We start from the raw sequence: 13,928 nt of genomic DNA on the forward strand, positions 1-13,928 counted from the left end.
CGATACCAAAATTCAGTTCGCACGGCCGCGTTTTCGGTGCTCGCACGCAGATGACGGCGATCGTCACGCCGAGCGTTACGTTCACCGTCATCTGGTCAGCTGCGCCGGGCTCTGTCCGATACGGCCCGAGCGAACCGGCCTCAGTCGTGGACCGGCTCCCCGGTCACCCGATGATCGGCATGATTCAGCGCCTCCTCGATGAGGCGGCTCAGGTGCCCGTCGCGGAGGCGATAGATCATCCGTCTGCCCTCGCGACGGGTGTCGACGAGTCCGGTGAATCGAAGCTTCGCGAGGTGCTGGCTGACCGCGGTCCGCGATGCGCCGGTGGCCTCGGTCAACGCGGTGACGTCGGCTTCGCCGTCGGAGAGCAGCCACACGATGTGCAGCCGGGTGGGGTCGGCGAGCATCGCGAACACGGACGTCGCCGCGCTCAGCAGGGCCGGATCGGGCTCGACGGCGTGGTGGAGACTGACGGGGTCGCGCGGTGACGCCATCTCGTCCATCGTCGACAGACCTCCTCGCGGGACCGGCGCCCCGTGTGCTCGACGAGCTCAGCCGGCCGGTGCCGTTGTTGTCATGGTAGGCGATCGATGTGCGCGAACCGGTCTCGACGACGCCGCCCGCGACCACGTCCGCCGCGCGGCGATAGCGGCCGCCGCGGCCAGGACGGCGAGGATCACGGGGGTCGCCCACGGTCCGACGAGGGCAGGCCCCCACCCCGCTGCCGGATAGGTCACGAGGAATGCCGCGTGCGACAGCGAGAACTGTGCGGTGAACACCGCCTCGCGGTCGGCGGCGGCGGTGTGGTCGCGGAGCATCCGGGTGGATGCGGTGTTCACCAGCGACGTCGCTGCCCCGAGGACGAACCACAGGACGAGAACTGCACCGATCGTCGGTGCGATCGCCGTCATCAGTCCCACACCCGCGAGAGCGGCCGCACATCCCAGCGCACCTCCGCCGACGACCCGCCCCGCGGCGACCCTCCGCAGCAACCACGGCAACGCCACCGCCGCCACGATCGATCCGGCCCCGAAGACGCCCAGCGCAACCGCGAGCACCGAGTCGCCCAGACCGAGTTCGGCGCGGACATAGACCACCGAACCGACCACCACGACGGACGTCGCCGCGGCGGTGGCGATGTTCGCCCACAGAATGCCGCGGAAGACCGGGCGGGACAGCATGATCCGTAGGCCTGCGGTGGTCCGCGACCAGAAGTCGCCGACGGAGCCCGCATGCTGCGACGGGATCCGAGGTCCGGACGTCGCCACGAGGGCGGCCGAGGCGGCGAAGCCCACCGCGGTCCCCACGAACAAGAACGAGTAGCCGACCACCCCGAGCAGCGCGGCCGCGATCATCGGACTGACCACGGACTCGAGGTCGTAGGCGATCCGCGACGCCGACACCGCCCGGGTGTAGACGTCGCGGTCGGTCACCACCGTCGGGATGACCGACTGGAAGGTGGGTGTGAACGTCGCCGACGCAGACTGTAAGGCGAAGACGAGGACATAGATCTGCCAGACCTCGCCGACGACGGGCAGCGCGGCTGCCATCGCGATGCGGATGACGTCGGCGCCCACCATCACCGAACGCGCCGACCACCGTGCGCAGACCGCGCGCATCACCGGGGCCATCACCACGTACGCGACCATCTTGATCGCGAGCGCGGTACCGAGCACGGTCCCGGCGTCCGAACCCGCGAGGTCGAAGGCCAGCAGGCCGAGAGCAACCGTCATCAGGCCCGTTCCCAGCAGGGAGACGACCTGCGCGGCGAACAGTCGACGGAACGTCGGGATGCGGAAGAGTGCGGCCACAGCTCGATAGTAGATACGAGTGCGCATATGCGCACATAAATATTCCTGAATGTGATCTATTCGCCCGACGTCCCACGCGACCACCGATCTCCGCAACACTGGAGTGGGTGCGGGGAGACCCGCCGCGGGCGTCGGCGACCACGATCCGACCCGCGCATCTGACGCCGATCCGAGGGAGCACTCATGCCTAGCACCGTCAACGCCTACATCGCGACCGCCTCTGATCAGCCACTCGAGGCGACCACCATCGAGCGTCGCGACCCGAAGCCGCACGACGTCGTCATCGACATCGCCTACGCGGGCATCTGCCATTCCGACATCCACACCGCCCGCGGCGAGTGGGGCCGGACCGCATTCCCGGTCGTGCCCGGTCATGAGATCGCCGGCATCGTCTCGGCGGTCGGATCCGACGTCACCCGCTACTCCGTCGGAGACCGCGTCGGCGTCGGATGCTTCGTCGACTCGTGCCGCGAATGCGAGCCGTGCAAGGCCGGCGACGAACAGTACTGTGAGCGCGGGATGACCGGCACCTACAATGCCGTCGACCGGGATGGACAGCCCACCCACGGTGGCTACAGCACGGCCATCGTCGTCGACGAGAACTACGTCTGCGGCATCCCCGAAGGCATCGGGCTCGATGAGGCCGCACCGCTGCTGTGCGCCGGGATCACTCTGTTCTCGCCGTTGCGCCACTGGAATGCCGGGCCGGGCAAGAAGGTCGCGATCGTCGGGCTCGGCGGTCTCGGACACATGGGTGTCAAGATCGCGCATGCGATGGGCGCCGAGGTGACCGTGCTCTCGCAGTCACTCAAGAAGATGGAGGACGGGCTGCGCCTGGGCGCCGACCACTACTACGCCACCAGCGACCCGGACACCTTCGACGATCTGCGCAACGAGTTCGACCTGATCATCAACACGGTCTCGGCGAATCTCCCGATCCAGAAATATCTCGGCATGCTCGCGATCAACGGCACGCTGGTCGAGCTCGGCCTGCCCGAACATCCCATCGAGATCCCGGCATTCGCCGTCACGGCGAACCGACGCAGCTTCGCCGGGTCGATGATCGGCGGCATCGCCGAGACCCAGGAGATGCTCGACTTCTGCGCCGAGCACGGTATCGGCTCCGAGATCGAGGTCATCGGCGCGGACAAGATCAACGAGGCCTACGACCGCGTGGTCGCGAGCGACGTGCGCTACCGGTTCGTCATCGACACCGCCACCCTGTGACCTGGTGATCGGGACCTCCGCGGGGATCGGGGCGCGGTGACACCCGCCTTCCGGCTCGCCGAGATCCGCGGGGCGCGGATCGCGTGGAATCAGACCGGTCGGGGCCCCGCCGTGGTGTGGGCGCACGGGATGAGCTCGAGCGGCTACCGGCAGGAGTCCTCCGGCCAATTCGATTGGCGGGCTGTGTCATCGGCGCATCGGCTGATCCGCTACGACGCCCGCGGGCACGGGCGGTCCTCGGGTGGTCGGTCGGCGCAGGAGTACACCTGGCCCGAACTCGGCCGCGATCTGTCGGCGGTACTCGACGTCGCCGCCCCGGGTGAACGTGTCGGCGCGATCGGTTCGTCGATGGGCACTGCCTCGATCCTCTATGCCGCCCTGGCGCAACCGGATCGGTTCACCCGACTCGTCCTGACCACCCCGCCGACGATCTGGCAGACGCGTCGTGCCCAGATCCCGATCCGGATCGCGTCCGCGGACCTGATCGAACACCACGGACTGGCCGCGCTGGAACGACTGACCGTGGACGCCCCGGTATCACCGGCGCTCGCCGACGCGAAACGCTTCGTCAGCCCGGTCGCCGTTCGAGCGTCGATCTATCCCTGGGTGTTGCGCGGATCGGCGATCTCGGATCTACCGCCGCCGGAAGAACTTGCCGCCCTGGATCTCCCGGTCCTGATCCTCAGCTGGACCGGCGACGACACGCATCCGGTGAGCAGCGGGCGGCTGCTCGCCGACGCCTTACCCGATGCGCGACTCGAGGTGGCGGCGACACCGGCGGAGTTGCGTCGGTGGCCGGGGATGGTGGTGGAGTTCCTGGACAGCGCACCGACGACTACGCGCTGAGAGCGGCGTCCACCGGGCGCGTCATTGCTCCCACTCTGCGTGGTTCCCGAGCCTTGACGTATACCCCCTAGGGGTATAGAACGGGGGCATGAAGCACAACACTGTGTCCGGATCGACCGGTGCCCGCGACGGTCATGCCGCGACGCATCACGAGGACGTCGACGCGCATCGTGGCCACGCGGATCGCGGCGGTCATGGCGACCACGGCGGCCATGACGCCCACGCCGGCCACGGCGATCACGTCGCCATGTTCCGCCGACTGTTCTGGGCCATGACGGTCCTCGCCATCCCGGTGGTGATCGCCAGTCCGATGTTCGCCGACCTGATCGGGTACGCGCTGCCGTCGTGGGGGATCGTCGACTGGATCTCGCCGGTCCTGGGAACGGTCATGTTCGTATGGGGCGGCCGCCCCTTCCTCGCCGGGGCGGTGGGCGAGTTGCGATCTCGCGCACCGGGGATGATGACGCTCATCGCGCTCGCCATCTCGGTGGCGTTCGTCGCGTCGTGGGGTGCGTCGCTCGGGGTGCTGCACCACGAACTGGACTTCTGGTGGGAGCTGGCGCTGCTGATCGTCATCATGCTGCTCGGTCACTGGATCGAGATGCGGTCGATCGCGCAGACGACGTCGGCGCTGCAGTCGCTCGCCGCCCTGCTGCCCGATGAGGCTGAGCGTGTCGTCGGCGATGAGGTGACGACAGTCCCGCCGTCGGAGCTGAGTGCGGGCGACGTCGTGATCGTGCGGCCGGGCGGACGTGTCCCGGCCGACGGCGAGATCGTCTCCGGCACAGCCGATGTCGACGAGTCGATGATCACCGGAGAATCGGCGTTGGTGACACGCACGGTCGGCGACAAGGTCGTCGCCGGCACGATCAGCGCCGACACCGCCATCCGGGTACGGGTCACCGCCGTCGGCGACGACACCACCCTCGCCGGTATTCAGCGCCTCGTCGCCGACGCGCAGAACTCGACGAGCCGCGCACAACGCCTGGCGGATCGCGCGGCAGGCTGGCTGTTCTGGTTCGCCCTCGGCGCCGCCGTGCTCACCGCAGTCGTGTGGACGGCGGTAGGGCAGCCCGACAACGCGGTGATCCGGACGATCACCGTGCTCGTCATCGCCTGCCCGCACGCGCTCGGCCTCGCGATCCCGCTGGTCGTCGCAATCGCGACCGAACGCGCGGCGACGATGGGTGTCCTGGTGACCGACCGGATCGCGCTGGAGACACTGCGCCTCGCCGACGTCGTCCTGTTCGACAAGACCGGGACACTCACCAAGGGTGAGCCCGCCGTGGTCGACGTGGTGGCGGGCTCGGGAACCGGTGCCATGTCCGGCGACGAGGTGCTGGCCCTGGCGGCTGCTGCAGAGTCCGACAGCGAGCATCCGCTCGGCGCCGCCGTGGTGCGCGCGGCACGCGGTCGCGAGCTCACCATTGCTGTCGCCCAAGACTTCTCGTCGAGCGCGGCAGTCGGGGTGCGGGCCGTGGTGGACGGGCTCGAGGTCGCAGTCGGCGGACCGCGGTTGCTCGAGGATCGCCGACTCGACGCCATCGGTGGTGCCCACCGCCTCGTCGGCAACGGCAACACGGTCCTGCATGTCGTCGTCGACGGCCGGGTCGTCGGTGCGCTCGCGCTCGCCGACGAGGTGCGTCCGGAGTCGGCCGAGGCCGTGCGGGCGCTGGGTCGGCGTGGGGTCGAGGCCGTGATGGCCACCGGCGATGCGCGTGACGTCGCCGAGCGGGTGGCCGCCGAACTCGGCATCGACCGGGTCTACGCCGGAGTGCGTCCAGAGGACAAGGAGTCGATCGTCGCCGACCTCCAGGACGAGGGCAGTACCGTCGTGATGGTCGGGGACGGCGTCAACGACGCACCCGCGCTGGCCCGCGCGGACGTCGGTGTGGCAATCGGCGCGGGAACCGATGTCGCGATCGGCTCGGCGGGCGTGGTGCTCGTGGGCGACGACCCGCGGACGGTGGTGTCGGCGATGAACCTGTCGGCACAGGCCTACCGGAAGATGACCCAGAACCTATGGTGGGCCGCCGGCTACAACCTGATCTCCGTGCCGTTGGCCGCCGGTGTGCTGGCGCCGATCGGATTCGTCCTGCCGATGGCGATCGGCGCGATCCTCATGTCCGCGTCGACGGTGATCGTCGCGCTGAACGCCCAACTCCTTCGCCGGGCGGATCTGTCCGTGCATTGACGGCCCTCTGACGGGTAGAGTTTTCGACTGGGAATCGAAAACGCCGTGTCGTCGTTGACCAGATCGACGAAGCCCCGTCCCGGAGAGGTGCGACATGACCGATACGCGAGCAGATCGGAACATCATCGGCGATGAGTCGCGCGCCGACCTGGTCGTGGTCGGCGCGGGGGTCGCCGGCATCACTGCCGCGCTCACCGCCGCCGAGGCCGGGTTGCGCGTCGTCGTTCTGACCAAGGGCCGCGTCTGGCCGGACCCGGCCCTTCGGTCGGATGCGGAGCAGCCGACGGCGACCCACTACGCGCAGGGCGGCATCGCCGTCGTCATGCCCGACGTCCCCGGTGACTCCGTCGACCTGCACGTCGCGGACACCGTCGCCGCCGGTGCCGGCCTCACCGATCCGCAGACGACCCGCCCGATCCTCGGCGACGGGTGGTCGGCCGTGAATGAACTGATGGCGCGGGGTGCCGAGTTCGACCGCGACACCGTCGGCTCGCCGGCCCGGACCCGCGAGGGCGGTCACTCGGTCCGCCGCATCATCCACGCCGGCGGTGACGCCACCGGTGCCCAGGTGCAGCGCGCCCTCGGCGCCCGGCTGCATGAGGCGTCGCGGCACCTGGCGATCACGTGCCACGACGACGCCGTGGCGACCGAGATACTGCGCGCCGACGGGCAGACCGCGGGCGTCGTGTTCCGGTCGGCCGGACGCCGCCACGTCGTGCGCGCTCCCAGCGTCCTGCTGGCCACCGGTGGGAGCGGGCACCTGTACGCGTCCACCACCAACCCGGCCGGCGCGACCGCCGACGGCCTCGCGCTCGCCCTTCGTGCCGGCGCGGTCGTCGCCGACATGGAGTTCATCCAGTTCCACCCGACCATGCTGTATGTCGACGGCGCGCGCGGACGTCGCACGCTGATCAGTGAGGCGGTGCGCGGCGAGGGCGGTCGGCTCGTCGATGCCGCCGGTCGCCCGGTGACCGCCGGCGTTCACCCCCTGGGCGACCTGGCACCGCGTGATGTGGTCGCCAACGCCGTCGAGGCCCGACTGACCGAGTCGGGCGATCCCTGCGTGTTCCTCGACGTGCGCAGCATCCCCGACTTCGCGACCCGTTTTCCGACGGTGACTGCCGGTGTCGTCGCCGCCGGCCTCGACCCCGATGCCGGCCTCATCCCGGTCGTCCCCGGTGCGCACTACCTCTGCGGCGGCGTTCTCACCGACGTCGACGGCCGGACGGCGATCCCCGGTCTGCTCGCGGCGGGCGAGGTCGCGCGGACCGGCCTGCATGGCGGCAACCGGCTGGCGTCCAACAGTCTGCTCGAAGGACTCGTCATGGGTCGGCGGGCTGCTGCGGTCGCGGTGGTCCGCGCCGGCCGACCGGTCGCCGACGCCTCACCGTCGGATGTTCGCGCAGAGCCCGCCGTGGATCGATATCTGTTGCAGAACAACATGTCCCGATCGGTCGCATTGCGACGCGACGCCGACGGGCTGGGTCGTGTGGCGGCGCTTCTCGAGCACGCCCCGATCCGGCAGCACGTCACCGACCGTGATGTCGAGGATTCCGCACTGACCCTCACCGCGCGGGTCGTGGTGGCGGCGGCAGCGGCACGGACCGAGTCCCGCGGCTGCCACTCGCGGACCGATCACCCGACGACCGATCCGGTCGCGCGCAGCAGGTGCTTCGGGTTGATCGACGGCGAGATCTCCGACTGCGAGGGAGCCGAGTCGATCGTGGCGATCGACGCCGTCGCACTCTGATATCGGGTCTTGATGACGGGTGCTGACCGCGAGTGCCCGCACGCGGTACCGTCGGCGGTCATGACCGCGCCCGGCCGTATCGACGTCGACCTCGGCCACATCCGGCTGCATGCGCTGACCTGGGGTGAGGAGCCCGCACCACTCGCTTTGTGTCTCCACGGATTCCCCGATTCGGCGTGGACGTGGCGCCATCTCGGGCCGGTGCTGGCGGAGGCCGGTTATCGGGTCGTCGCGCCGTTCACGCGGGGCTACGCCCCGTCAGCGATTCCCGCCGACGGCGACTATCACGTCGCAGCACTGGTCGACGACGCACTCGCGGTGCATCGCGCGCTCGGCGGCGGCGACGACGCCGTTCTCATCGGCCACGACTGGGGAGCCCTCACGGTCCACGGCATCGCGTCCCGCGCCGACAACCCGTTCCGGCGGGTGGTCGCGATGGCCGTCCCGCCGATCGCCGCGATGCGGCAGGCCGGGACGTCGGTGCGCACCCAGTTGCGGCTGCTGCTGAGGCAGATGGTCATGAGCTGGTACATGGCCTTCAACCAGGTGCCGGTGCACCCGGGGACACACCGGTGCGGGCACGGGCGCACAATCGGATCCATGCCGACCTCGACGACGCCGCCCGACGAGATCGACTTCACCGGCGTCGGCGGCATCACAGTGCGCGCCGACGAATGGCGTCCACCCTCCGACGACACCGGCAGCGCCGGCTACAGCGCCACCGACAGTGACCGGCCGACCGGACCGACGATCCTGCTGCTGTACGGCGGCGGTCAGACCCGGCATTCCTGGAAGAAGACGGGCCATCTCCTCGCCGACGCGGGTGCCCGGGTCTTCTCGCTCGACACACGGGGCTCGACACACGGGGACAGGGCCGCAGCGCCTGGTCGCCCGACGGTCACTACGGCCTCGACCTGTTCACCGGTGATGTCGTCGAGGTCGTCCGGCAGATCGGCCGGCCGGTCACGCTCGTCGGAGCCGGCGTGGGTGGGCTCAGCAGCAGTCGAAGCACTCGTCCTCGTCGACGTCGTACCGCGGTTCGATCAGCAGGGCAGCGCCCGCATCCGCGACTTCATGACCGGCAACGTCGACGGATTCGACACGCTGCACGACGACGCCGACGCGATCTCCGCCTATCTCCCGCACCGCGACAAGGTCTTCGATTCGGAAGGGCTCAAACGCAACCTGCGTCAGGGAGACGACGGCCGCTGGTACTGGCGCCGGGACCCGGCGTTCGTGCGCTCGAGACCCGGCGACGACCGGTTCGTGCGAGCCGAACATCTCGAGGAGCAACTGGCATCGCTGTCGGTGCCGATCCTGCTCATCCACGGCAAGCTGTTCGACGTCGTCCCGGCCGACGCTGTCGAGGGCTTCCGCGCGGTCGTCCCGAAGGCCGAGGTCGTCGAACTCTCGGATGCCGCACACACCGCGGCCGCCGACGACAACGACGCGTTCACCGGTGTCGTCCTCGACTTCATCCGTGCACGCAGATAGCCCGCGACCGGACCGCCGGCGCATCGGCGGCACATATTTGCGCCGCGTCTATGGCGGGGAGGGTCGGATTATTCGTACACTGACCGCCGGGGGAGAGAATCGGTGTCGCGTGTTGACGGCGTGCCAGGACGTCCCCATGTCCCGTGCCACGAACGCGAGCGCAGGGAGCAGACCGTTTGACCGATTGCGTGTGCGCGGTGAGCGCGAAGGAGAGGCCGGATGAACGGCGAAGGCTGCTGGTCGACGGTCGTCTGCACGCCCGCGGAACGCGCGGCACTGGGTTTGACGGGACAATCGGAGTGGTTGCTGCACTGCCGGCTCGCCGCAGGCCACCGCGGTAATCACGCGTCGGACGCGAGTGTGCGTCCGCGCACCGACCGACGTCTGTGGCTCGAGTGGAACGACTTCGACGACCACGCCCAGTCGCTGATCGAACGCAACCCGTGTTCCTTTCGCTCGCAGCACGGCGCGGCCTGCCTCTACTTCGAAGGTCACGGCGGCACGCATTTCTTCGCGCCGTCGAACGGTCACGCCCCGGCTCCCGCGCGAGGTCCGCAGAGCGGCGCCATGCCCGGTCAGGGGCCGGTCCAGCAACCGGGGCAAGCACCACAGTCCGGCCTGATCCCGCCGGGGCCGCCGCCGCTGCCGCCCCAACAGCGGCCCGGTCACCAGTCGGGTCCGATGCAACCGCCGCTGCCGCCGCACCAGCCACCGCCCCCGATGAATAGCCCTGCGCCGCCATCTCCGCCATCTCCGGCATCGCCGATCTCGGCGACACCATCATCGGTGCCGCCCGCGGCCAGACGTCGTGCAGAACCGGCCTCTGCGACCGCCACCCAGGAGTCGTCGCAGGTCATGCCGCAGGCGTCCATGGGACGCCCGCCGGTCGCGGCCGGTGCGCATGCCTCCGGCGGTCCTCACGACGGCTACCGTCCGGGCCGTCGGTCGACGGGTGCCGAGCCGCCCACCACTGCTGCGCGCGCCGGCAGCCGTCATCGATTGCCGGACGCCGACGACCAGGAGCCGCAGTCCGAAGCGCCGGCGACACCGCCGGGCCCGCAGCCGGCCCGCTCGCAACCGGTCACCCCACCACCCGCCGCACCTCCCGCATCGTCGACCGCTGGTCCGGCCGCGAATGCCGCATCGTCAGCCGGTCGATCGGACGCGGAGATCGCTGCGGCGCTGCGTGACGTCGCCGCCGCGCTCGAACGGCTCGCCGCCGCGATGCGGTAGTCGGGCCTTCCGTCACGATCCGCTGTCGGGGCCGGTCGCCCGGCGAACCGATCCACCCCTGAACCGATCCACCCCGAATCCACAACACCACCCTGAAAACACAACGGGTGGTGTTGTGGATTCAGGGTATCTGCCTGGGCGTGTGCCGTCGGACCTGCGACGGCAACCGGCTGGGTGACCTATACCCCATGGGAGTACCGGTATCTGCACGAGACTGGTATACCTGGAGGGGGTATTGACCACGACGCCAGGGGTACACGGAGGATCTGCGACATGGAGCATGCGCAACACGGCTACATCGGCCGCAAGGACGACTATCTGCGCCGGCTCCGGCGGATCGAGGGTCAGGCCCGCGGTTTACAGCGGATGGTCGACGACGAGGCCTATTGCATCGACATTCTCACCCAGGTCTCCGCGATGACCAAGGCCCTGCAGGCCGTCGGCCTGGGCCTGCTCGAGGAGCACATGAACCACTGTGTCGTACACGCCGCACAGGAGAGCGACTCCGCCGGCCGGGAGAAGGTCGACGAGGCGATGCAGGCCATCGCCCGACTCGTGAAGTCCTGATCAAGTAACCACAAAATACATTGTCCGACAGAACTTTTCGACGGCACCGTCAGAGCTGTCCAGTCGGGTGATCGCAGACCACGAACCTCAAGGAGGAAGCCATGACCACCACGACCTACACCGTCACCGGGATGACCTGCGGCCACTGCGTCGCATCGGTCCGTGAAGAGGTCGCCGGCATCAGCGGTGTCGTGCAGGTGGACGTCGCCCTCGACAGCGGCGCGGTGGAGATCACCAGCGATCGCGAACTCGACCGCAGCGAGGTCGAGGCCGCCGTGGCCGAGGCAGGCTACGCACTGGCATGAGGCCGACCTACCGGATCGGCGGCTTCCTGATCGCGATGGTGGCGGTGTTCGGCATCGCCTTCGGGATCGGGCGCGCGGTGGACCCCGGGATCGGTGAGCCACCGCAGCAACTGCCGGTCCATCAGCAGCACACGGAGTGAATCGATGACCAGTGTCGAACGGATCGACTTCGACATCGACGGCATGACCTGCGCGTCGTGCGCCAACCGGATCGAACGCAAACTCAACAAACTCGACGGGGTGAATGCGTCGGTCAACTACGCGACCGAGCAGGCCCACGTCGAGTATCCGTCCGGACTCGGCGCCGACGACCTCATCGCGGTCGTGCGGGGTGCCGGCTACGATGCCACCCGGGTGCCGGGCGCCGCTGAGCCGTCCGCCGACGACGCGGCCGGCCCCACGACGGGCGACCGCGCCGATCGCGAGCTCGACGCCCTGCGTCAGCGTCTCGTCGTGTCCGCGGTGCTCACCGTTCCTGTCGTGCTGATGGCCATGGCGCCCGCCCTGCAGTTCACCTACTGGCAGTGGATGTCGCTGACGCTGGCCGCTCCCGTCGTGGTGTGGGGTGCCTATCCGTTCCATCGCGCTGCGTGGGTGAACCTGCGGCACGGTTCGACGACGATGGACACCCTGGTGTCCGTCGGAACACTCGCCGCGTTCGGCTGGTCGTTGTATGCGTTGTTCTTCGGCACCGCAGGCGAACCCGGCATGCGCCACGGATTCGACCTCATCGCCTCGCGCGGCGAGGGTGCCTCGATGATCTACCTCGAGGCGGCTGCGGGCGTGACCACGTTCCTGCTGGCCGGCCGGTACTTCGAGAAGCGCGCCAAGCGGCGCGCGGGTGACGCTCTGCGTGCCCTGCTCGAGATGGGCGCCAAGGACGTCGCGGTTCTCGTCGACGGTCGTGAGCGACGAATCCCGGTGGGGGAGCTCGCCGTCGGCGACGAGTTCGTCGTCCGTCCGGGTGAGAAGATCGCCACGGACGGCGTCGTCGTCAGCGGGGCCTCGGCGGTCGACGCGTCGATGATCACCGGTGAGTCGATGCCGGTGGAGGTCACCGAGGGCGACGACGTCATCGGCGCCACCGTCAACACGAGCGGACGGCTGGTCGTCCGAGCGGGGCGGGTGGGCGCCGACACGGCGCTCGCGCAGATGGCGACGATGGTCGCCGACGCGCAGGCCGGCAAGGCGCAGGCACAACGTCTGGCGGATCGGATCTCGGCGTTCTTCGTGCCCGGCGTCATCACCATCGCCGTTGCGACGCTGGGGTTCTGGCTCGGCGCCGGGAGCAGCGCGAGCGGGCCGGATCTGCTCGGCGCCGGGAGCAGCGCGAGCGGGCCGGATCTGCTCGGCGCCGGGAGCATCACGTTCGCGTTCACCGCCGCGGTCGCCGTGCTGATCATCGCGTGCCCGTGCGCGCTCGGCCTGGCGACGCCGACAGCGCTGATGGTCGGCACCGGTCGCGGAGCCCAACTCGGGATCCTGCTGAAGGGGCCCGAGGTCCTGGAGTCGACGCGCCGCGTCGACACCATCGTCCTAGACAAGACCGGAACCGTCACGACCGGCGAGATGACCTTGGACTCGGTCACCGTCGTCGGCGAGAGTCCGGACGAGGACACGGTTCTCACGTATGCCGCTGCGGTCGAGGAGGCCTCGGAACATCCGATCGGGGCGGCGATCGTCCAGGGAGCCCGCGCGCGATACGGCTCGACTGCGCCCGCGGTCCAGGGGTTCCGGGCCGTCGACGCCACGGGTGTCGTCGGAACAGTCGGCGATGTCCGCGTGGAGGTGACGAACCCCGGGCGACTCGATACTGCACTGCCCGAAAAGCTTTCGGACGCAGTGCGCACGGCGCAGGCAAACGGTGCGACCGCGGTCGTCGTCTCGTTCGACGGCCACCCGGTCGGTGTCGTCGCGGTCGGTGACCGCGTGAAGCCGACGTCACGTGCGGCGATCGCGGAGCTGCGACGTATGGGCCTGACGCCGGTCCTGCTGACCGGCGACAACGCCGGAGCGGCCGAGCACGTCGCACGAGCCGTCGGCATCGACACCGTCATCTCGGGCGTCACCCCGTCGGGAAAGGTCGACGCGATCGCCGAACTCCGGGCGCAGGGCCATTCGGTGGCCATGGCCGGCGACGGCGTGAACGACGCGGGAGCGCTGGCCACGGCCGATCTCGGGATCGCGATGGGCACGGGCACCGACGTCGCGATCGAGGCGAGTGATCTCACCGTCGTGAGCGGCGACCTGTGGGCTGTCGTCGACGCGATCCGGCTCGCCCGGCGCACCCTCGGCACCATCAAGGGCAATCTGTTCTGGGCGTTCGCGTACAACGTGGCCGCGATCCCGGTGGCTGCGGCAGGCCTGCTCAACCCGATGCTCGCCGGCGCCGCGATGGCGTTGTCGTCGGTGTTCGTCGTCGCCAACAGCCTGCGGCTGCGCCGGTTCCGCCCGCATCGGCGCGGACGTGCCCGGAACTAGAACATGTTCTAGTCGATCGT

11 protein-coding genes and 2 pseudogenes are annotated in these 13,928 nt (G+C 69.6%); 11 read left to right on the forward strand and 2 right to left on the reverse strand.

From position 1 onward, the window contains the following. Positions 1 to 140: 140 nt before the first annotated feature. Both QSJ19_RS12255 and QSJ19_RS12260 read right to left on the reverse strand, forming a co-directional pair. On the reverse strand, positions 141 to 494 hold the full coding sequence (locus QSJ19_RS12255) for an ArsR/SmtB family transcription factor (protein WP_502876147.1): 354 nt from the start codon (positions 492 to 494) through the stop codon (positions 141 to 143). Positions 495 to 551: 57 nt separating this feature from the next. Beyond that, on the reverse strand, positions 552 to 1,811 hold the full coding sequence (locus QSJ19_RS12260) for an MFS transporter (RefSeq protein WP_286320722.1): 1,260 nt from the start codon (positions 1,809 to 1,811) through the stop codon (positions 552 to 554). Between the two features lie 183 nt (positions 1,812 to 1,994). Here QSJ19_RS12260 and QSJ19_RS12265 point away from each other — a divergent pair, with 183 nt between their 5' ends. The 11 genes and pseudogenes from QSJ19_RS12265 to QSJ19_RS12315 all read left to right on the forward strand — a co-directional run bounded on the left by QSJ19_RS12265 (position 1,995) and on the right by QSJ19_RS12315 (position 13,908). Next, the gene (locus tag QSJ19_RS12265) at positions 1,995 to 3,038 is read left to right on the forward strand and encodes an NAD(P)-dependent alcohol dehydrogenase (RefSeq protein ID WP_286320724.1); all 1,044 of its coding nucleotides are present in this window, start codon (positions 1,995 to 1,997) and stop codon (positions 3,036 to 3,038) included. 36 nt (positions 3,039 to 3,074) lie between these two features. Then, complete coding sequence (locus tag QSJ19_RS12270) at positions 3,075 to 3,884, forward strand: alpha/beta fold hydrolase (RefSeq protein WP_286320726.1); 810 nt, start codon at positions 3,075 to 3,077, stop codon at positions 3,882 to 3,884. A gap of 88 nt (positions 3,885 to 3,972) precedes the next feature. Next, positions 3,973 to 6,078, forward strand: coding sequence for a heavy metal translocating P-type ATPase (locus QSJ19_RS12275; RefSeq protein ID WP_502876148.1), 2,106 nt, complete (start codon positions 3,973 to 3,975; stop codon positions 6,076 to 6,078). 94 nt (positions 6,079 to 6,172) lie between these two features. Next, positions 6,173 to 7,828: an L-aspartate oxidase gene (gene nadB, locus QSJ19_RS12280; RefSeq protein ID WP_286320728.1), complete on the forward strand. Its 1,656-nt coding sequence runs from the start codon at positions 6,173 to 6,175 to the stop codon at positions 7,826 to 7,828. 60 nt (positions 7,829 to 7,888) lie between these two features. Continuing rightward, positions 7,889 to 8,350, forward strand: a pseudogene (locus QSJ19_RS12285) (alpha/beta fold hydrolase); the annotation flags it as partial. Between the two features lie 78 nt (positions 8,351 to 8,428). Then, a pseudogene (locus tag QSJ19_RS12290) lies at positions 8,429 to 9,322 on the forward strand (alpha/beta fold hydrolase). A 219-nt stretch (positions 9,323 to 9,541) separates the two neighbouring features. Then, complete coding sequence (locus tag QSJ19_RS12295; RefSeq protein ID WP_286320730.1) at positions 9,542 to 10,555, forward strand: hypothetical protein; 1,014 nt, start codon at positions 9,542 to 9,544, stop codon at positions 10,553 to 10,555. Positions 10,556 to 10,828: 273 nt separating this feature from the next. Next, entirely contained in the window at positions 10,829 to 11,122 is a 294-nt protein-coding gene (locus tag QSJ19_RS12300) for a metal-sensitive transcriptional regulator (protein ID WP_187589791.1), read from the forward strand. 101 nt (positions 11,123 to 11,223) lie between these two features. Continuing rightward, positions 11,224 to 11,427 carry a heavy-metal-associated domain-containing protein gene (locus tag QSJ19_RS12305; protein WP_286320732.1) on the forward strand — a complete coding sequence of 68 codons (204 nt, stop codon included), beginning with the start codon at positions 11,224 to 11,226 and terminating at the stop codon, positions 11,425 to 11,427. Beyond that, positions 11,424 to 11,567, forward strand: a complete 144-nt coding sequence (locus QSJ19_RS12310) for a hypothetical protein (protein ID WP_286320734.1) — start codon at positions 11,424 to 11,426, stop codon at positions 11,565 to 11,567. Before QSJ19_RS12305 ends, QSJ19_RS12310 begins: the two co-directional genes overlap by 4 nt. 4 nt (positions 11,568 to 11,571) lie before the next feature. After that, the gene (locus QSJ19_RS12315; RefSeq protein ID WP_286320735.1) at positions 11,572 to 13,908 is read left to right on the forward strand and encodes a heavy metal translocating P-type ATPase; all 2,337 of its coding nucleotides are present in this window, start codon (positions 11,572 to 11,574) and stop codon (positions 13,906 to 13,908) included. Positions 13,909 to 13,928: the final 20 nt, after the last annotated feature.

Origin of the sequence: Gordonia sp. ABSL11-1, assembly GCF_030315685.1 — a bacterium.
Taxonomy (GTDB): Bacteria; Actinomycetota; Actinomycetes; order Mycobacteriales; family Mycobacteriaceae; genus Gordonia.

Bases quoted from the DNA above. Each gene is read 5' to 3' on its own strand.
- QSJ19_RS12255 (WP_502876147.1), bottom strand. From the start codon at position 494: ATGGCGTCACCGCGCGACCCCGTCAGTCTCCACCACGCCGTCGAGCCC.
- QSJ19_RS12265 (WP_286320724.1), top strand. From the start codon at position 1,995: ATGCCTAGCACCGTCAACGCCTACATCGCGACCGCCTCTGATCAGCCA.
- QSJ19_RS12275 (WP_502876148.1), top strand. From the start codon at position 3,973: ATGAAGCACAACACTGTGTCCGGATCGACCGGTGCCCGCGACGGTCAT.
- nadB (WP_286320728.1), top strand. From the start codon at position 6,173: ATGACCGATACGCGAGCAGATCGGAACATCATCGGCGATGAGTCGCGC.
- QSJ19_RS12295 (WP_286320730.1), top strand. From the start codon at position 9,542: ATGAACGGCGAAGGCTGCTGGTCGACGGTCGTCTGCACGCCCGCGGAA.
- QSJ19_RS12300 (WP_187589791.1), top strand. From the start codon at position 10,829: ATGGAGCATGCGCAACACGGCTACATCGGCCGCAAGGACGACTATCTG.
- QSJ19_RS12305 (WP_286320732.1), top strand. From the start codon at position 11,224: ATGACCACCACGACCTACACCGTCACCGGGATGACCTGCGGCCACTGC.
- QSJ19_RS12310 (WP_286320734.1), top strand. From the start codon at position 11,424: ATGAGGCCGACCTACCGGATCGGCGGCTTCCTGATCGCGATGGTGGCG.
- QSJ19_RS12315 (WP_286320735.1), top strand. From the start codon at position 11,572: ATGACCAGTGTCGAACGGATCGACTTCGACATCGACGGCATGACCTGC.